Below are 18,887 nucleotides of genomic sequence, written 5' to 3'. Positions count from 1 at the left end.
CGCGACGCCCGGGGTCGGAGCCCTTGCGCTTCGCGAAAGGGATCCGACCCCGGTGGCCCGGTTACAGCAACGCCACCACCAGCCCCAACACCGGCAGCGCGATCGCCAGTGGCACGATCCACTTCGGCTGGTACGGATACAACCCGAACGACAGCGCCAGACCGCCCAGTGTCATCGTTCCCAGCCACAGCACCGGGCCAATCGCCCAGCCGTGGTCGGCCACGCACAGTGCGAACGCTACCGCCAGCAGTACCCAGCCCAGTACCCGCCAATGCGTGCGCCGTGCCGGGGGGGCTGCAGCCTTGCCGTGCAGATCGTGCTGGTGCTTTTCCATCGCCAGCGACAACGCGGTGAACGCAGAGAACGACAGCGCCAGTGCCAGCAGCATCATGCGCTGGCCTCCGCTTCGGCCGCGTCTGCAGTGTTCACCGATGCCTTCGGCGCAGCCGCAGTGGCTGCACGCTTCTTCTTCTCGGCCGCACTCAGCGGTGGCGTCCAGCGCTGCATGCGCCAACCGCACAGCGCCAGCATCGCGCCGAACGCGATCATCGACAGATCGAAGCCAGCCAATACCCAGTCGCCGTTGCGCAGGGTGTTGCCCAGGTGCGCATGCGTGGTCAGCGCATTGACCACCGGTACCAGTGCGAACGCGGCCGCGCCCAGGTAGAGCTGCCACGCCCACATCGTCCGCTTCGGCCAGATGAAGGCGGCCAGCAGCGCGCCGGCCCAGGCGTAGAAGAACACGTTGGCCTCCGCACTCGAGCGCTCGGCGATGTCCAGCGGCAGCAGGCGGTTGCCCCAGAAGTAGGCGGCGAAGGCGATCGGCAGGCCGGCCACGGTGCCGATGTTCAGCGCATCGACCAGGCGCAGGCCGAAGCCGGTGCGGCCACTCTTGGCGTGCCTGGGCCGTTCCTTCACCGCCCACAGCACCACGCCGCTGGCCACCATCAGGCAGCCGACCAGGCCGGACAGGAAGAACAGTGCACGCAGGCCCCAGTCGGCAAAACGCGCCAGGTGCAGGCCGTACAGCACGCCGCGGGTGGCGGTGGCACCGCCGGAAGGCGGCGTTTCCTCAAGCAGAGCACCGCTGACCATGTCGTAACGCACGGCCGGGGTGTCGATGGACAGGCGCTTGCCGTCGCGCTGGCGGATGTCGATCACCGCATTGGCCGCGCCCGGATTGGACACGGTGAAGCCGGCCACCTCCACGCCGTGCCAATGCGCGCGCGCGCTGTCCAGCAGTTGTGCGATCGGCAACGGCGTGGCGTGGCCCTCGGCGGGCGCGGTCACTTCCGGGAGGCCGCCGAAGGCCTCGAAGAAGAACGCGTCCTCGTCCTGCGGGTAGGCCACCTTCACCCCCCACGGCAGGTACATGATCATCAACGTCACAATGCCGGTGTAGGTGATCATCGCGTGGTAGGGCAGGGCCATCACCGCGCTGACGTTGTGGAAATCAAGCCAGGAACGCAGGCCCTTGTCCTTGCGGAAGGTGAAGAAGTCCTTGAAGATTTTCTTGTGGGTGATGACGCCGGTGATGATCGCCACCAGCATGAACATCGCGCAGAAGCCGACCAGATAGCGTGCCCACAGCACCGGGATGTAGTGCAGGTCGAAGTGCAGGCGGTAGAAGAAGTCGCCGCCGCGGGTCTCGCGCGCCTTCAATGCCTGGCCGGTGTTGGGGTCCAGCGTGGCGTCGCCGAAGCCACCGCGGCGGCCACGGCTGGGATCGGCCAGTTCCGGCGGCAACCGCCAGAACATCTGCATGGCCGGGTTGCGCGGCTGCGGCAGTGTGACGAACCAGGTTTCGGCCTGCGCGGCGTTGGCCTGCAGGTAGTCCACCGCGCGCTGTGCGGCGACGTCGATTCTGACGTTGCTGGACGGCAGTTCCGGCCGCATCCAGCGGCTGATTTCCTCGCGGTAGTAGCTGGCCGTGCCAGCCATGAAGATCAGCAGCAGCAACCAGCCAACCAGCAGCCCGGTCCAGGTGTGCAGCCAGGCCATCGACTGGCGGAATCCGTTCTTCATGCCCAGGCCCCCATCAGGCGCGCAATGGCGGCCATCAGCAGCGCGGGCGCGAGGATGCCGACCCAGGCGCGCAGCGCGCTGCGGGTGGCGAATGCCCACAGTGCCGCACAGGCGGCGACCAGGATGGCCAGCAGCATGCCGGTCAGCACGGTCTGGCCACGTGCGCCGGGCAGGGCCACGGCGCAGAACACGCTGGTCATCGAGGCCAGTGCGTAACCGCCGAAGATCGCGGCCAACGAGCGTGACAGCACGCCCCAGCGCGGGTTGGAAAAGAAGGTGCGGGGGCTGGCGGTTGCGGGCGAGCGGTCCACGGCATTCCTGCAGGTAGGAGAGGGGATGGAACGCGTCCGCGGCCCCCTTGCGCCCTGCGCATGTCGCCCAGCGTGTCCCATCGACAAAGCACGGCCCGCGCAGACGGGCAGTTCAGAGGTCGGGGATGTACACGGGCGATGGGTGCGTCTTCCGCACCCGATTGGCTAAGCGTACAACCGATCAGTAAATGATAGGCATTCGCATTTCATGAATCAAGCGTGATGACCCGAGGGGCGCGTTGAGGCCTAGAACCTGAACACCACTGTCGCCGCATGCAGCAGCAGGCCGATCAGGCCACCCACCAGGGTGCCGTTGAAGCGGATGAACTGCAGGTCGCGGCCCACGCTCAGTTCCAGCTGTTCCACCAGATGGCGCTCGTCCCAGCCCTTCACGGTCTGCGCGATATGCGTGGTCACGCCTTCGCGCAGGCGGCCGGTCAGGCGTTGCGCGCCTTCCAGCAGGTGCTGGTTGAGGGCCTCGCGCAGCGCCGGGTCGGCCTGCAGGCTGGCACCGAGCGAACCCAGGCTGCGCTGCAGGTGGCCAACCAGCGCCGAGTCCTCGCGCTGCAGGTCCGCGCGCAGGCTGGCGTGGATGCGCGCCCACAACCCCTGCACGTAGTCCTGCAGGGCCGGATGGTCGATCATTTCCTGCTTGAGCTGTTCGATGCGCTCGGCCAGGGCCGGGTCCTCGCGCAGGCGCTGCACGTAATTCTGCAGCCAGCTCTCGTAGTCCTGGCGCAGCGGATGCTGCGGCTCGGCCAGTACCTGCTGCAGCTCTTCCAGTACCGCGCGGGCCAGGCGCTCGGCCAGGCTGTCGCCGATCTCGTCAATCGGCTTGACCCAGTTCACCGTGCTCGACAGCGTCGGCCATTCGCGCTGGATGTAACGCACGATCAGCTGCGAGGCGCGTTCTTTCACCTCGGGCTGCTCGAGCCAGCGGCCCAGCCGCTGCAGGCCTTCGTCCAGCACGCGTTGATGGCGACCATCGGCGGTCAGCAGGGCCAGCAGTTCACCGGCAGTGGCAGCGGCATTCCACTGCCGCAACTGCTGCACAACGAAGCCGTGCAGTTGCCGGCGCACGGCGGTTTCGTCGAAGAAATCCAGTGCCTGCAGCGCCCAGCCGCGGGCCATGTCGGCCAGCATGCGCGAGCGTGCCGGGTCGGCCAGCCAGCTGCCGAGGCGGCTGGCCGGATCGAACACCTGCAGCTTGGCCAGCAGCACGCCCGGCTCCAGGAACTGGTCGCGCACGAACAGCGCAAGGCTGTCGCCGATGCGTTCCTTGCTGCGCGGGATGATCGCGGTGTGCGGGATCGGCAGGCCCATCGGCCGCCGGAACAGCGCGACCACGGCGAACCAATCGGCCAGTGCGCCCACGGCTGCGGCCTCGCAGAACGCCGAAACCCAGGCCCAGATGCCGCGCTCGCCCTGCCAGTGGCTGACCGCGAAACCGGCCAGCATCAACAGCAGCAGGCCCAGCGCGAGGGCTTTCAGGCGCCGCAGCTGAGCGCGGCGCGGATCGTTGGCAGACGTCATGCCGGAAGTCTAACCGGCACGGCATGAGCATCTGGTAGTGCCGGCCGCTGGCCGGCGTCCTCAACGCACCCGATACGTTCATGGCGTTGCCGGCCAGCGGCCGGCACTACCCCTTGGTTCAGAGCGCTTCCAGTTGCTTGCGCAGCGCGGCCAGTTGCGCGCGCAGGGTGTCGTTCTCGCGGGTCAGCGCGACCACCCGACGGCGCAGCGCCGGTGCGTCCTCGCCCAGCTGCTCCAGCGCCGACAGCACCTCGGCATCGCGGCTGGCGATCTCGTCCTCATTTGCCTCCTCGAAATCCATCTCGGCTGCTTCCGGCTTCGGCGCACGCGGCTTGCGCTTGGACTCGCGCACGCGCTTGGCGGCCTGCTTCAGCTCGTCCTTGCCACCGGCGGCGGCGGCGCGCTGCTCTTCTTCCGGCAGGTCAGCCACGGCGGCGGCGGCGCTGATCGAGATCACGCCGGCCTTGACCGCTTCCACCACCTCGGCCGCGGCCTGGGCGTGGATGCGCTCGATCATGCCAACCTGGCTGGTGCTCAGCTTGGCTTCGCGGGCCAGTTCGGCGCGGCTGATCTTCGGCGCCGGTTCCCACGGCGGGCTGTCTTCACCGGCCTCATCGGTGACGTCGGCAGTGCCATCGCTCTCGCGCTGCAGCTGCGCCTGCTCGATCTGCTTGCGGGCGGCCAGGATGTCGCGCTTGCGCAGCGCCAGCACGCCGCGCTGGAAGTCGGACACGCTGCGACGGCCCAGGTGCTGCTCGATCATCCACAGGTGCACGTCTTCCATGCTCTGGAAGCGGGTGTTCTGTACGGTGTTGAAGGGCAGGCCATGCTTCTGGCAGATGCCGAAGCGGTTGTGGCCGTCGACCAGTACGTTGCCCCACAGGACCAGCGCGTCACGACAGCCCTCGGCCAGGATGCTGCGCTCCAGCGCGTCATGTTCGTCCGCAGTCAGCGGGTCGATATAGGCCTTGAGTTCTTCTTTGACGACGATATCCATGGGCACGGCAGCGAGCAGGAGCGGAACCGCCCATTGTACCCGCTCGCCGCCGCCGGCCAGGGCTCAGGCAGTGGCCCGGATCATCTCGCCCAGCGTGCCGGTGATCTGGTCGATCTGCGCCTTGTCCACGATCAGCGGGGGCGACAGCGCGATGATGTCACCGGTACAGCGCACCAGCAGCCCGCCGTCGTGGAAGCAGCGCCGATAGACCTCGTAGCCCCGGCTGCCCGGCGCATCGCGGCGAGGCGCCAGCTCGACCGCGCCGACCAGACCGAAGTTGCGGATGTCGATCACGTTGGGGAGGCCCTGCAGCGCATGCAGCCGTTCCTGCCAGTACTCGCCCAGCTCGATGGCGCGCTCGAAAAGGCGCTCCTCGGCGTAGAGCTCCAGCGTGGCCAGTGCGGCCGCGCAGGCCAGCGGATGCCCCGAATAGGTATAGCCATGGAACAGCTCGATGGCCTGTGGCGGTGCCTGCATCAGGGTTGCATGCACGGCGTCGCTGGCCAGCACGCCGCCCAGCGGCACTGCGCCGTTGCTGACCGCCTTGGCGAAGGTCAGCAGGTCGGGGGTGACCCCGAAGCGCTGTGCGGCGAATGGCATGCCGACCCTGCCGAAACCGGTGATGACCTCATCGAACACCAGCAGGATGCCGTGGTGGTCGCACAGCTCGCGCAGGCGCTGCAGGTAGCCCGGCGCCGGCAGAATCACCCCGGCGGAACCGGCAATGGGTTCGACGAAGACCGCCGCGATGGTTGAGGCGTCATGCAGTGCGATCAGTCGTTCCAGGTCATCGGCCAGCTCGGCGCCCTGGCGCGGCAGGCCTTTGCTGAACGCATTGCGCTGCAGGTCCAGGGTGTGGCGCAGGTAGTCCACGCCGCCCAGCTGCAGGCCGAACGCCCTGCGGTTGTTGGGCAAGCCGCCCAGCGCCATGCCGCCGAAGCCCACGCCGTGGTAGGCCTTCTCGCGGCTGATGAAACGCGTGCGCTGGCCCTCGCCACGCTGGCGGTGGTAGGCCAGCACGATCTTCATCGCGGTATCCACCGCCTCCGAGCCGGAGCTGGTGAAGAACACATGGTTCAGTGGCGTCGGCGCCAATGCGGCCAGTCGCTGCGCCAGCACGAAGGCCGGCGGTGAGCCCATCTGGAAGGCCGGCGAGTAGTCGAGCGTGCGTGCCTGCTCGACGATGGCCTCGACGATGCGTGGGCGGGCATGGCCCGCGTTGCAGCACCAGAGGCCGGCGGTGCCATCGAGGATCTGGCGACCGTCGACGTCCTCGTAGTGCATGCCTTCGGCGCGTACCAGCATGCGCGGCGCGGCCTTGAACTGGCGGTTGGCGGTGAACGGCATCCAGTACGCCTCCAATGACTCCGGGCGTTGGGTAGCCAGATCGTGCAGGTCGCTCGCGGGACGTTTCATGCCAGCTCCATCGGGTCCGATGGGGGAAATGTAGCGCAGCCACGTCACGGCGGAGTCGCGGCCGCGCCGGTATAACCGGGGAAACTGTTCCGAGGAGCCCGACATGGCCGACTTTCCCGACCGCAGCCACTGGCAGGTGCTGGCCCAGCAGCTTTCGATACCCGCACAGGCCTTCATTGATGGTCGTTACACCGACGCTGCCAGCGGCGCGCGCTTCGACTGCATCAGCCCGATTGATGGGCGCGTGCTGGGGGTGGTCGCCGACTGCGATGCAGAGGACGTGGAGCGCGCAGTGCGGTCGGCGCGGCGTGCCTTCGATGCGGGCCACTGGTCAGAGGCCAGCCCGGCCCATCGCAAGCGGGTGTTGCTGGCCTTGGCGGCATTGGTGGAAAAGCACGCTGATGAGTTGGCCCTGCTGGAAACCCTGGACATGGGCAAGCCGGTGCGCGACGCACGCCGTATCGACCTGCCCGGCGTGGTGCGCTGCCTGCGCTGGACCGCCGAAGCGGTGGACAAGCTGTACGGCGAAGTCGCACCGACTGGCCCACACGAGCTGGGCCTGGTCACGCGCGAGCCAGCCGGCGTGGTCGCAGCGATCGTGCCATGGAACTTTCCGTTGCTGATGGCCTGCTGGAAGATCGCGCCTGCGCTGGCCATGGGCAATTCGGTGGTGCTCAAGCCTTCCGAGCGGTCGCCCTTGAGTGCGTTGCGATTGGCCGCGCTGGCCGCTGAGGCGGGCCTGCCGGACGGCGTGCTGAACGTATTGCCAGGCCACGGTACGCGCGTCGGTGAACCGTTGGCGCTGCACATGGATGTGGACGTGCTGGCCTTCACCGGTTCCACCGCCACCGGCGCGAAGCTGCTGGAGCATGCGGGACGGTCCAACCTCAAGCGGGTCTGGCTGGAATGCGGTGGCAAAAGCCCGCACCTGGTGTTCGCCGACGCACCGGACCTGGACGTAGCAGCCAAGGCCGTGGCGCAGGGCATCTTCTTCAACCAGGGCGAAGTCTGCACCGCCGGCTCGCGGCTGCTGGTGCAGCGCTCGATCCGTGAGGACTTCGTGCACCAGGTGATTGCCTACGGCCAGCATATGCAGCCGCAGCATCCACTGGAGGCCGATGCACCGATGGGCGCGCTGGTCGATGCCGCGCACGTGGACAAGGTGCTGGCCGATATCGCACGGGCCGAAGGCGAGGGCGCCCGCCTGCTGCTCGGCGGCCATCGGGCCGAGGTGGAGGCCGGCGGCTGCTATGTGCAGCCCACGGTGTTCGACCAGGTGCGTCCGGACCACGCGTTGGCACGCGAGGAGGTGTTCGGCCCGGTGCTGGCGGTACTTGGTTTCGAGGATGAAGCGGAGGCAGTGCGCGTGGCCAATGACAGCCGCTATGGGTTGGCGGCGGGCCTGTGGACACGCGACCTCGGCCGCGCCCATCGTGTCGCACGCCAGCTGCGCGCCGGCAGCGTGTGGGTGAACGGCTGGGATGGTGGCGACATGACCGCACCGTTCGGTGGCTACAAGCAGTCCGGCAATGGGCGCGACAAGTCACTGCATGCGTTCGACAAGTACAGCGAGATCAAGGCCACCTGGATCCAGCTGTAACGACGTGGCTGCTTGACCGCTGTTCGCTCTTTGTAGCGTCGAGCCCTGCTCGACTGCTTCTCGCGAAGAGCAGTCGAGCCTTGCTCGACTCTACAGAAGGCAGACAGCCATCGAGCTACCGGCAGCACGGCGAGGCCCGAACGCAGGATGGACCTCGCGCCGACCGATCAGGCGCGGCGCCACGCCCGCTGCGCTGATGCCGTCACCACCGTCGATGCTGCCCGCAGGCTCAGGATCAGTGGCGCCACTGCAGCCACGTTCCCCGCGGCAGGCAGGGCGCTCTCTGCCTGTGCAACCGGGGCAGGGCGGGGCATCATCGATGCGGCCGGACGCGTCATCTTTGCGGAGGGCAAGGCGGGCTGTTGAGGTACCGGCGCCGGCGGTTCCGGTGGCAGCCAATGCAGCGAGATCCGCGGGCCCTCACCGCTACGCAGTTCGATCCGGCCGCTGTCCAGCAGCCACAGAGCGAGCCCGCCATGCACCAGCAGTACCACCAGCCATGCCGCCATCCGCGGCAGCTGCGGCGAATCGGAGCATGACAACGCAACTGCAGCCATGGGCAAGGCATCCATGCAGGGACCGGTGGCGCAGCCTAGCCGGCGGCCGGAAAAATTCCGTTGGCATCGGTGTCGGCTGAAACCATCGTCCCGTGCGGCCATCGGCCCGTGGCAGAATCGGGCGATCCGCCGTTACCCGTGTTGCCGATGTCGACGATCACTGCTGCCGCGCCGCCCGTGAATTCCCCCCGTCGTGTCCTGCTGGCCAGCCTGATCGGCACCACCATCGAATTCTTCGATTTCTATATCTACGCCACGGCCGCCGTGCTGGTGTTCCCGCACCTGTTCTTTCCGGACAGTAGTGAGCAGGCGGCCCTGCTGCAGTCACTGGCGACCTTCGCGGTGGCGTTCATCGCGCGTCCGGTCGGCTCGGCGGTGTTCGGCCATTTCGGCGACCGCATCGGCCGCAAGGCCACCCTGGTCGCCGCGCTGCTGACCATGGGCCTGTCCACGGTGCTGATCGGCCTGCTGCCGACCCATGCGCAGATCGGGCTGTGGGCGCCGGCGCTGCTGGCGCTGTGCCGTTTCGGCCAGGGCCTGGGGCTGGGCGGCGAGTGGGGTGGGGCGGTGCTGCTGGCCACCGAGAATGCGCCGCCGGGCAAGCGCGCCTGGTACGGCATGTTCCCGCAGCTGGGCGCACCGCTCGGCTTCCTGCTGTCGGCCGGCATCTTCCTCGTGCTCGGCCGCTGCCTGAGCCAGAACGACTTCCTGCAGTGGGGCTGGCGCATTCCGTTCGTGGCCAGCGCGCTGCTGGTCGGCCTTGGCCTGTGGGTGCGCCTGAACATCCACGAGACGCCGGTCTTCAAGAAGGCGCTGGAGCGCAAGGCGCCGGTGCGGTTGCCGATGTGGACGGTACTGCGTGACCACCCGGTACCGATGCTGCTCGGCACGCTGGGCGCCTTCGCCACCTTCGTGCTGTTCTACCTGATGACGGTGTTCAGTCTCGGTCATGGCACCGCGGTGCTGGGCTACAGCCGCGAGCAGTTCCTGCTGATGCAGATGGCCGGCATGCTGTTCTTCGCGCTGGGCATCCCGCTGTCGGCGCGCTATGGCGACCGTTGGGGCACGCGGCGCACGATGATTGTCGCCAGCGTACTGATCGTCGGCTTCGGTGTGCTGTTCGCACCGCTGTTCCAGCCGCACAGCCCGTGGCTGGTCACCGCCTTCCTGTGCCTGGGCCTGTTCCTGATGGGGCTGACCTATGGCCCCTGCGGCACCTTCCTGGCCGAGATCTACCCGGTGGAAGTGCGCTACACCGGTGCTTCGCTGTCCTTCAATCTGGCCGGCATTCTCGGTGCGGCACCGGCGCCGTACCTGGCCACCTGGCTGGCCGAGCGCTTCGGCCTGGTTGCGGTGGGTTACTACCTGTGCCTGACCGCGGTGGCGACCCTGTGCGCGCTGGTGGCACTGCACCGGCGCGCGCTGCGGCTCAACCAAAGAAGCGCTTGAGCGTGCGACCCAGCCAGCCGCCGCCCTGGTGTTCGCGGGCGAACTGGTTCAGGTGCGCCTTGACCTGTTCAGCATAGGCCTGGTCGTCGCCACGGATGTGGTTGAACAGCCAGCGCGAGAGCATGGTGCGCAGCTCGTCACTGATGTCCTCGCCGGCCTGGAAGCGCATGCGGTACTCCGAGACACGCTTGATGAAGACCTCATGCACGCGTTTGTGCGCGGCACAGAACGGGTAGCCCGCTTCCTCCATCAGCTCTTCCTCAAACGCGAAGTGCGACATGGTGTAGTCCACCACCTCGTCGATCACTTCACCCACTGCGGCACGCTGCATGCTGGCCTGGGCCACGTGCAGGTGGTTGAGCATTTCGATGATGCGGCGGTGTTGTTGGTCGATCACATCGATGCCGATGTTCAGATCGTCCTGCCAGACCAGTAGTGCCATCCCCGGCTCCCCTTCATGCGTATGTCGGGGCCGACTGTAGAGCCGCCCGGCGCGGGCGGCGTTGATCTGGATCAAAGCGTACCGGTCAGGGCAGCGCCGGTTCGCGTGGGCGCAGCGGGCTGGCGACCGTGGTGCAGCTGACCCGGTTGCGGCCACCGGCCTTGGCCAGGTACAGCTGGCGGTCGGCTTCGGAGATCAGCCGGTGCAGTGCATCGCGCTGCGGGCGCAGGCAGCACAGCCCGATGCTGACCGTCATGCGCAGCGTGGCGGTGCCGATGTCCACCTCCAGCGCGGCGATGCGCTGGCGCAGCTCCTCGAAGTACAGCAGCGCCTCGTCCTGCTCCATGTCCGGCACCAGCAGGCAGAATTCCTCGCCGCCGAAGCGCGCGATCAGGTCGTGGCTGCGTGCATGCGTGGCCACCGCGCCGGCCACCGCGCGCAGCGCATCGTCGCCGGCTTCGTGGCCATGGGTGTCATTGATGTGCTTGAAGTGGTCGATGTCGATCATCGCCACCGCCACGCACTGGCCGTGCAGCTGCAGCTGCGGCAGCTGGCGCTGGCTCTGCTCCAGGAAGCAGCGGCGGTTGGGCAGGCCGGTGAGGAAATCGCGGGTGGCCAGGTCCTGCAGGGTGCCGATCAGCTCCAGCTGGTCCACATTCTGCGAGACCCGGCAGAAGAATTCCTCGCGCGAGAACGGCTTGCGCAGGAAATCGTTGGCGCCGTTCTTCAGGAAGCGCGGAATCAACGATGCATCGGTATTGCCGGAGATGCCGATCACCGCCACCTTGTCGCGCGAGCGCAGGGTGCGCAGGCGGCGGGTGAACTCCACGCCCTGCATGCCCGGCATTTCCTGGTCGACCACGGCGAGGCGGATTGCCGGATGCGCCTCGATCGCGGCCAGGCCTTCGTTGCCATCGGCCGCTTCGTGCACCTCATGGCCGTACATGCGCAGCAAGGCTGCGGCGTAACCGCGCGCGGACGGTGAGTCGTCCACCACCAGCGCGGCGATGCGCCGGTTGCGCTCCAGCCGCTGCACCAGCCACACCAGGTAATCGATGCTGCCGGGAGTGTTCTTCAGCACGTAGTCGATGATCTGCTGCTGCAGCACGCGCTTGCGCAGGTCCTCGTCGTAGACGCCGCTGACCACCACGGTGGGCAGGTCGCGCTTGAGGAAGAACTCGACCACCGCGTCGCGGTCGCCATCGGCCAGGACCAGCCCGGTCAGTACCAGGAACCAGCCGCCACCTTCGCTCAGTAGGCGGTCGGCCTCGGCCAGGGTGGAGGCGATCACCACCGGCAGTTCCAGGCGCTGCTCGATGGCCTCGCGCAGCATGCCGGTGAAGGCGCGGGAGTTTTCGACCAGCAGGATCCGCTGCGGCAGCGGATCGGCCAGGTCGCCATCGACGGCGGCCTGCGGCAGGACGGGCATGATGCGGTGGCTCACAAGGGAGGGGCTCGGCACGGATAACGGCGGTTTCGGGTGTAACTTTAGCGGCGAACGTTGCGCGCCGGGCCAGATTCCGCGTCAGGCCGCCGCTGGCGACGCGTGGGTGATCGGTTCATGCAGGACCAGCCGCAGCCGATTGCCGCGGCAGTGGACCGTTCCGCCGTAGGCAAGCATCCGTCCGGCCAGGCGCTCGACGGCCTGTTGGGTGGTACGCGTGGAAAGCGGGCAACCACGGTCGAGCAGGCTCACCACGGCAACAATGCCGCGATGCTTGCCTGCCCGACCGCTTCGGGCGCGCACGCAGACCTGCCCGGTTTCCAGCTCCAGCAGAAGGGAAACCGCCTCGATCAGCGAGCGATAGATGGCCAGTTGCAGATCCACGGTCAGCAGGCAGGGATTGCCCGCCAGCCTGGGTGGAATGACGCGATCCGTGTTGTTCCAGATTTCGCATGCACCGCCGGCTTGCAGCGCGATGTAGAGCCCGACCTGCTCCAGTCCGGTGGGATAGACCAGGCTGGCCTGTTCGCGAAACAGCCGTGAATGTACCGACGACGCGTGCTGCAGGCTGTTTGCGACCGCATGGTGGCCTTGGGACTTCAGCCAGCTGACCATCTCGCTGAGCGAATTGTCCATGCCCTCGCCCAGGTGCTTCAGGTGGACGGCCCGTTCATGCAGCTCACGCTCGCTGGTCTGAAGCGAGCCGCGTGCCAGGCGCAGCGTGGTTGCCTCGGCCAGGCCGCGGGACCGGGCGCGCTGATGGTGATAGCTGATGCTGGAACCGAGTGCCAGCAGTGCGACACTCATCACCGCCATGTTCTGTTGGGTGGCGAACGTGCCCAGGTCGAACGAGGAAGGCAGGCCAGTGCTGGGCGTTGCGCCGTGCAGGGGGAGGTTCAACAACGGAATCGCGATGGCTGCGCCGCGCCACCCGTGCATGAAGGTCAGGGCGATGGCGGGCAGGGCGGCCAGCAGCACCATGTGTGTCCGCGTCGTGTGGGCGTCGGCGCGTGTCAATTGCATGCACAGGCCCAGCACCAGCATCACCAGGATCGCCGAGGCGGTAGGGGCGACGAAACGGTCTGTCCAACCGGGGTCGGCCTGCCGCCGCGACCAGAGGAATGCCAACGGCACCAGGGTGATGATGGCGGCGAAGTGGCCAAAGATCGTCCGGTCGACCGCGTCCAGCAGGTTGCTGGGTGGTGGGTTCGACCATAGGACATATGAAATGCCCAGGTTGAGACCCGGCACGAACAACGCTGTGCAGAACGACAGCGACAGCAGCCACAGACCGGTGGCTGCTTCGGACGGCATTCTCATCCGATGCAGGTAGACCACCAGCATCGCCATCGGCATCAGCAGCGTCGAAGCCAGGATGACCCAATCCAGGCCGTAGGTGTCGATCATGGGGATGCGCAGCGTTGCAAAGTACGCGTACTCGCCCAGCAGCAGGTAGGGCCACAGGCGGGTCGGGACGATCAGCAGTGCCGCTGCGCGGATGCCCGCCGGCAGGAAGAACTGATCCAGCGAAAACTGACGCGAGCCGAGACAGCTCAGCGCATAGACGGCCGCGAGTGCGATGCCGGCTGGCCGGATACGGAAGCTCAGTTCAACCGCCTTCTTGAATCGGTCCAAACCCGAGCCTCCCTTGCTCGTGACATGGCAGCGGCCGTGCGGGTTGCTTGAACGCGCCATGACGCGCCATTGGATGACAGTATCGATGGAAGCAGGGGGGCGCAATTGCACGCCGGCGCCAGATCCTGACGGGGTGGGTTCGGCGCCGACCAAAGATCACTTTCGCGCAATGATCTGCAGCTCCTTTCACGGGGATAGTCAGATCGCGGCCCGGGGGGCGCCAGTGTCCATGGAGCGTGTGCTTTCCCTCAAGGCTTCAGTAGTGCCTGCCTGGCGGGGAGCGTCCCGTGCTTCGGTCAACACCATCCTGAGCCTGTTGCCACTCAGGTCCATGTGGCCAGCGTGTGCGAGCACTCGGCCCAGCAGCTGCTCGTTTGCCAGCGCCTTTGCACGGCTTCCCAGTGATGCGTGGCGGTCCAGAAGAGCCACGCAGATGAAGGCACCACGCTTCCGGATGGAGCTTCCGCAGCGGATACTGACCGAGATCTGTCCACACTCGCACTTCAATAGAAGCGAGACCGCATCGACCACGAGTCGATAGGCAGCAAGCTGCAGGCCGACCCCGAGTGCACAGGGGTCACCCGTCAACCTCGGCTGGCCGATGCGATGCGTAGCATTCCATGCCTCGCGCACCCCGCCAGCCTGCAACGCCACGTACAGGCCCAGCTGTTCCAGGGCGGCGGGATAGATCATGCTGGCCTGGGCCCGGAACAGGCGCGAATGCACCTCCGAGGTATGCCGCAGGCTGTCGGCCACGGCGTGATGACCCTGCGCATGCAGCCAGTTCACCATTTCGTTCAGCGACAGGTCCATGCCATCGCCCAGTTGGCGCAGGTGTGCCGCCCGTTCGCGCAGGTCCATCTCGCTGGCCAGGTGTGAACTCCGCGCAAGCTGCAGGGCCGCTCTGCCATCTTCCTCGCGCAACCGGTGCTGGTTCTGGAAGTGGGTGATGCGCGCGCCCAGCAACAGCAGGGCGATGCTGGCGATGGCCATGGCCTGCTGGGTAGCGAAGGTAGCCGGGTCGAATGCCGTCGGATGGTCGGCGGGGGTGCTGAGGCCAAGAATCATGTTGACGGCGGCGACACCGATGGCCGCACCGCGCCATCCCAGCAGGCAGGTCAGGGCGATCGCGGGAATAGGCAGGATCAACAGCAGCTGCAGCGAGCTGGGGGCCGTGATCGAGGCCGGTACCGGCGTCGCCTGCAGGCCAATGACCAGCATGGCGCCGAGTGCTGCGACCGTGGCCGCGACAGACCCGGTTGTCCATTTTTCCTCGGCGCGGCGGATCCACAGCAATGCCAGGGGTGCCAGGATCAGGATGCCGGTGAAGTCGCCCAGCGCATAGCGCAATACGTTGGTGATGAATGACGCGTTCTGCAACGGCTCCCAGAGCAGGTACGAGATTCCCAGGTTGAGCAGACTGATGACCGTCGCGGCGCATACCGCAATGGAGATCACGCCGACGATCGTGGTGCGTGCCAGCAGTTTCCGGTGCAGGCGCACGATCAGCATCACGGCAGGCATCAGGAACACCGAGGCCAGGATTACCCAGGTCAGGTTGTATTTGCTGATCAGTGGGATGCGCAGATGCGCGAAGTAGGCGTATTCACCCATCAGCAGGTAGGGCCAAAGACGGGGCGGGCACAGCAACAGCGCGGCCACCCGCACGCCGGCAGGCAGGAAGAACTGGTCCAGTGACAGCTTGCGCGCACCCCAGCAGGCGAGGGCATAGAGCAGCGCCAGCGCCAGCCCTTCGGGGCTGACCCGTATCCTCACCAGCAGGCCGTCCTTCCACCACTGCATCCACGTGCTCCCCAGCTCCTGCGCCGATTATGTGGCTGGGAAGGGCCCCGCTACCACAACGCATCCCGCAGCTTGTACCACGACATCGCCGCCACCAGCAGGGGCGTGCGCAGCAGCCGGCCGCCGGGGAAGGGTGCATGCCGCAGGCGCTGGAACACGTCCAGGCGCTCGCTCTGGCCGGCGATGGCGGCGGCGATCACCTCGCCGGCCAGTCCGGCGGCGGCCACCCCATGGCCGGAGAATCCCTGCGCGAAGTACAGGTTGCCGTCCAGCCGGCCCCAGTGCGGGGCGCGGTTGCGGGTGATGTCCACGTAGCCACCCCAGACCTGGTCCAGCACCACGTCGGCCAGCTGCGGGAAGACGTCGTGCATGCGTCGCTGCATCACCCCGCGCAGGCCGGGCGGGGGCAGTGCCGAGTAGCTGGCGCGGCCGCCGAACAGCAGGCGGTGGTCGTGGCTGAGGCGGAAGTAGTCCAGTGCCCAGGCGGTGTCGGCCACGGCCATGTTGTTGCCGATCAGGGCGCGGGCACGTTCTGCGCCCAGTGGCTCACTGGCACCGATATAGGTGCCCACCGGCATGATCCGCCGTTCCAGCTCGGGCAGCAGGCCCTGCAGCCAGGCATTGCCGGCCACCACCAGATGCGTGGCGCACACGCTGCCCTGGGCAGTGTGCAGGCTCGGCCGTGGCCCGCGCTGGATGCGCACGACGGGCGAATCCTCGTGGATGACCACACCTGCCGCGCGCGCTGCATCGGCCAGACCGCGTGCATACGCCAGCGGGTGCAGGTGTGCGCTGAGCGGGTCGAACATCGCGGCGCGGTAGCGCGGGCTGTCCAGCTGCGCGCGCAGAGCGTCACGGCCCCACCACTGCATGGGGTAGTCGTAGTGGCGTTGCAGGTGCTCGCAGTTGGCGCGCAGGCCACGCTCGTGGCGTTCTCGGATGGCCACGCTGGCGTGGCCTTCAACCCAATGGCAGTCGATGCGGTGGCGATCGATGCGCGTGCGCATCGCCTGCACCGCGTCGCGCGACCAGTCGAACAGGTGGCGTGCATCATCACGACCCAGCTGACGCTCCAGTTCGTCCACCTCGCAGCCGTAGCCGACCAGCGCCTGGCCACCATTGCGGCCGGACGCGCCCCAACCGATCCGCTGCGCCTCCAGCACCACCACGCGCTGGCCACGTGAGGCCAGTTCCAGGGCCGCGGTCAGGCCGGTGTAGCCCGCACCAAGCACTGCGACATCGGCCTGAACCTCGCCCTGCAGCGGGGGCAGCGCGGGTGGTTCGGGCAGGCTGGCGGCATACCAGCTGGGCGGGAACGCGGCACTCACCGCAGGCCTCGCGGGCGCAGTGCGGTGGAGGAGAGCGGGGGAGGACGATCAGCATTCACCCGAGTAGTTTCGCCGATGCGTGACAGCCATGGTGTGACGGCGACGACTTGCCGCCTTCGCCGGACGGCGGGTAACGTGTCGGCACGCCAAGGAGTTTTCCCATGCGCCGCCTGCCCTGGGTGGGCCTGCCCACCGACAGCACCGTGCTCGGCCATCACCGTTTCGCGGTGGCCGGCGAGAAGTACGTGCGCGCGCTGGCCGAGGCCGCCGAGGTGACCCCGGTACTGTTGCCGAGCATGCAGCCGCCGCTGCCGGCCGGCGACTGGCTGCAGGGGCTCGATGGCCTGCTGTTGACCGGTGCGGTCAGCAACATCGAACCGCAGCATTACGACGGCGGTCGCAGCTGGCCGGGCAATCCGCATGACCCGGCCCGTGACGCCAACGCGTTCGCGCTGCTGCACGAGGCGCTGGCGCTGGACCTGCCGGTGCTGGCGATCTGCCGCGGCCTGCAGGAGCTGAACGTTGCGCTGGGTGGCACGTTGCATCCGCAGGTGCACGCGGCGCCCGGTCTTTCGGATCATCGTGAAGACCCGAAGGCGCCGGTTGATGTGCAGTACGGGCCGGCCCATGCGGTCGCCCTGGCGGCGGATGGCTGGCTGGCGCAGTGGCAAGGCGGTGACCGCGCACAGGTCAATTCGGTTCACGGGCAGGGCATCGACCGACTGGCACACGGGCTGCAGGTCGAGGCCGTGGCCGATGATGGACTGGTCGAGGCAGCGCGCAGCCCACGCCATCGTTTCGTGCTCGGCGTACAGTGGCACCCGGAGTGGCGTGTCATGGACTCGCCGTTCTATCACGCTATTTTCCGTGCGTTCGGCCAAGCTTGCCGGCAGCACCAACAGAACCGACTGGATTCCCGATGAGTTCCCGAACGCGCCCGCGCAAGACGGCTACGCCCCCCGCACCGCAGGAAAGCAGCCTGCTGCGCTGGCTGAAGGAGCGGCGCATCACCGAGGTCGAATGCCTGGTCCCGGACATCACCGGCAACGCGCGCGGCAAGATCATTCCCGCCGACAAGTTCTCGCATGATTACGGTACGCGGCTGCCCGAAGGCATTTTCGCCACCACCGTCACCGGCGAGTTCCCTGATGACTACTACGAGCTGACCTCGCCGTCGGACTCGGACATGATGCTGCGTCCCGATCCGGACACGGTGCGCATGGTGCCGTGGGCGGCCGACGCCACCGCGCAGGTCATCCACGACTGTTACACCAAGAACGGTGAGCCGCACGAGCTGGCGCCACGCAACGTACTGCGCCGCGTGCTGGCGGCCTACGCCGAGCTGGGCCTGCGCCCGGTGGTGGCGCCGGAGCTTGAGTTCTTCCTGGTGCAGAAGAACACCGACCCGGACTTCCCGCTGCTGCCACCGGCCGGCCGCTCCGGGCGCCCGGAAACCGCGCGGCAGTCGTACTCGATCGATGCGGTCAACGAATTCGACCCGATCCTCGACCTGATGTACGACTACGCCGATGCGATGAAGCTGGATGTGGACACGCTGATCCACGAATCCGGTGCGGCGCAGCTGGAGGTCAACTTCACCCATGCCGATGCGATGGACCTGGCCGACCAGGTGTTCCTGTTCAAGCGCACCATGCGCGAGGCGGCGATGCGCCACGGCGTGTATGCCACCTTCCTGGCCAAGCCGATGGAGAACGAGCCGGGCAGTGCCATGCACATCCACCAGAGCCTGGTGCGGGTGAGCGACGGCAGCAATGTGTTCGCTGGCGATACCGATGCCGAAGGCGAGTTCAGCCCGGTGTTCGGCCACTATCTGGGCGGCCTGCAGAAGTACGCGCCGCAGGCGATGGCGTTCTTCGCGCCGAACGTGAATTCCTACCGCCGGCTGGTGTTCGGCGAAGTCTCGCCGAGCAACGTGCACTGGGGCTTCGACAACCGCACCTGTGGCCTGCGCGTGCCGCTGGACACGCCGGAAAACATGCGCGTGGAGAGCCGCTTCGCCGGTTCCGACGCCAACCCCTACCTGGCGATGGCGGCGACCCTGGCCTGCGGCCTGCTGGGCATCCGCGAGCGGTTGGCACCGGATGCGCCGGTGACCGGCAGCGCCAAGGAGCTGGGCTACAACCTGCCGCGCTCGCTGGGCGAAGCGCTGGATGGGCTGGAGCAGTGCAGCGAACTGCAGGCCCTGCTGGGCGAGCGCTTCTGCCGCGCCTATATCTCGGTGAAGCGCAAGGAATACGAGACCTTTTTCCGTGTCATCAGCTCGTGGGAGCGCGAGTTCCTGCTGCTGAACGTCTGAGCATCCGGAATAGAAAAATCCGCCGCCGGG

General features: G+C 67.4%; 15 protein-coding genes and 1 pseudogene. 4 read left to right on the top strand and 12 right to left on the bottom strand.

Annotation, left to right across the window (positions count from 1 at the left end; all coding sequences use genetic code 11):
- Positions 1-61: 61 nt before the first annotated feature.
- From JLDANKMP_RS01725 to JLDANKMP_RS01700, 6 genes are all read right to left on the bottom strand, one after another.
- Positions 62-391: a DUF3325 domain-containing protein gene (locus tag JLDANKMP_RS01725; protein WP_099474821.1), complete on the bottom strand. Its 330-nt coding sequence runs from the start codon at positions 389-391 to the stop codon at positions 62-64.
- Positions 388-2,025, bottom strand: a complete 1,638-nt coding sequence (locus JLDANKMP_RS01720) for a PepSY-associated TM helix domain-containing protein (RefSeq protein WP_212560384.1) — start codon at positions 2,023-2,025, stop codon at positions 388-390. The genes JLDANKMP_RS01725 and JLDANKMP_RS01720 overlap by 4 nt, the downstream gene beginning before the upstream one ends.
- Positions 2,022-2,336 carry a DUF3649 domain-containing protein gene (locus tag JLDANKMP_RS01715; RefSeq protein ID WP_005412781.1) on the bottom strand — a complete coding sequence of 105 codons (315 nt, stop codon included), beginning with the start codon at positions 2,334-2,336 and terminating at the stop codon, positions 2,022-2,024. The genes JLDANKMP_RS01720 and JLDANKMP_RS01715 overlap by 4 nt, the downstream gene beginning before the upstream one ends.
- A 246-nt stretch (positions 2,337-2,582) precedes the next feature.
- Entirely contained in the window at positions 2,583-3,869 is a 1,287-nt protein-coding gene (locus JLDANKMP_RS01710) for a DUF445 family protein (protein WP_024958724.1), read from the bottom strand.
- 118 nt (positions 3,870-3,987) lie between these two features.
- On the bottom strand, positions 3,988-4,866 hold the full coding sequence (locus tag JLDANKMP_RS01705) for a hypothetical protein (RefSeq protein ID WP_043034392.1): 879 nt from the start codon (positions 4,864-4,866) through the stop codon (positions 3,988-3,990).
- 63 nt (positions 4,867-4,929) lie between these two features.
- On the bottom strand, positions 4,930-6,282 hold the full coding sequence (locus JLDANKMP_RS01700) for an aspartate aminotransferase family protein (protein ID WP_212560383.1): 1,353 nt from the start codon (positions 6,280-6,282) through the stop codon (positions 4,930-4,932).
- 103 nt (positions 6,283-6,385) lie between these two features.
- Between JLDANKMP_RS01700 and JLDANKMP_RS01695 the strand changes: the two genes are divergently transcribed.
- Positions 6,386-7,882 (top strand): aldehyde dehydrogenase, encoded by a 1,497-nt coding sequence (locus JLDANKMP_RS01695; RefSeq protein WP_111118094.1) that lies wholly within the window; start codon positions 6,386-6,388, stop codon positions 7,880-7,882.
- Positions 7,883-8,008: 126 nt separating this feature from the next.
- Here the strand turns inward: JLDANKMP_RS01695 and JLDANKMP_RS01690 are convergent.
- Positions 8,009-8,439 (bottom strand): annotated as a pseudogene (locus tag JLDANKMP_RS01690) (hypothetical protein); the annotation flags it as partial.
- A gap of 156 nt (positions 8,440-8,595) precedes the next feature.
- Here JLDANKMP_RS01690 and JLDANKMP_RS01685 point away from each other — a divergent pair.
- Positions 8,596-9,888: an MFS transporter gene (locus tag JLDANKMP_RS01685; protein ID WP_212560652.1), complete on the top strand. Its 1,293-nt coding sequence runs from the start codon at positions 8,596-8,598 to the stop codon at positions 9,886-9,888.
- Here JLDANKMP_RS01685 and JLDANKMP_RS01680 read toward each other — a convergent pair.
- From JLDANKMP_RS01680 to JLDANKMP_RS01660, 5 genes are all read right to left on the bottom strand, one after another.
- Positions 9,869-10,330, bottom strand: a complete 462-nt coding sequence (locus JLDANKMP_RS01680; protein ID WP_004151683.1) for a bacteriohemerythrin — start codon at positions 10,328-10,330, stop codon at positions 9,869-9,871. The genes JLDANKMP_RS01685 and JLDANKMP_RS01680 overlap by 20 nt on opposite strands.
- Before the next feature lie 85 nt (positions 10,331-10,415).
- Complete coding sequence (locus JLDANKMP_RS01675; RefSeq protein ID WP_005408813.1) at positions 10,416-11,759, bottom strand: diguanylate cyclase; 1,344 nt, start codon at positions 11,757-11,759, stop codon at positions 10,416-10,418.
- Positions 11,760-11,855: 96 nt separating this feature from the next.
- Positions 11,856-13,409 carry an MASE1 domain-containing protein gene (locus JLDANKMP_RS01670; protein WP_212560382.1) on the bottom strand — a complete coding sequence of 518 codons (1,554 nt, stop codon included), beginning with the start codon at positions 13,407-13,409 and terminating at the stop codon, positions 11,856-11,858.
- Between the two features lie 198 nt (positions 13,410-13,607).
- On the bottom strand, positions 13,608-15,212 hold the full coding sequence (locus JLDANKMP_RS01665; RefSeq protein WP_212560381.1) for an MASE1 domain-containing protein: 1,605 nt from the start codon (positions 15,210-15,212) through the stop codon (positions 13,608-13,610).
- A 50-nt stretch (positions 15,213-15,262) separates the two neighbouring features.
- Positions 15,263-16,540 carry an FAD-binding oxidoreductase gene (locus JLDANKMP_RS01660; protein ID WP_212560380.1) on the bottom strand — a complete coding sequence of 426 codons (1,278 nt, stop codon included), beginning with the start codon at positions 16,538-16,540 and terminating at the stop codon, positions 15,263-15,265.
- 161 nt (positions 16,541-16,701) lie between these two features.
- Here JLDANKMP_RS01660 and JLDANKMP_RS01655 point away from each other — a divergent pair, with 161 nt between their 5' ends.
- Together JLDANKMP_RS01655 and JLDANKMP_RS01650 are read left to right on the top strand one after the other, a co-directional pair.
- Complete coding sequence (locus tag JLDANKMP_RS01655) at positions 16,702-17,463, top strand: gamma-glutamyl-gamma-aminobutyrate hydrolase family protein (protein WP_212560379.1); 762 nt, start codon at positions 16,702-16,704, stop codon at positions 17,461-17,463.
- Positions 17,460-18,857 (top strand): glutamine synthetase family protein, encoded by a 1,398-nt coding sequence (locus JLDANKMP_RS01650; RefSeq protein ID WP_005408818.1) that lies wholly within the window; start codon positions 17,460-17,462, stop codon positions 18,855-18,857. Before JLDANKMP_RS01655 ends, JLDANKMP_RS01650 begins: the two co-directional genes overlap by 4 nt.
- Positions 18,858-18,887: the final 30 nt, after the last annotated feature.

Origin of the sequence: Stenotrophomonas sp. PE591 (assembly GCF_018320795.1) — a bacterium.
GTDB classification, from domain to species: Bacteria; Pseudomonadota; Gammaproteobacteria; order Xanthomonadales; family Xanthomonadaceae; genus Stenotrophomonas; species Stenotrophomonas maltophilia.
This window is presented reverse-complemented; position numbering and strand designations above follow the sequence as displayed.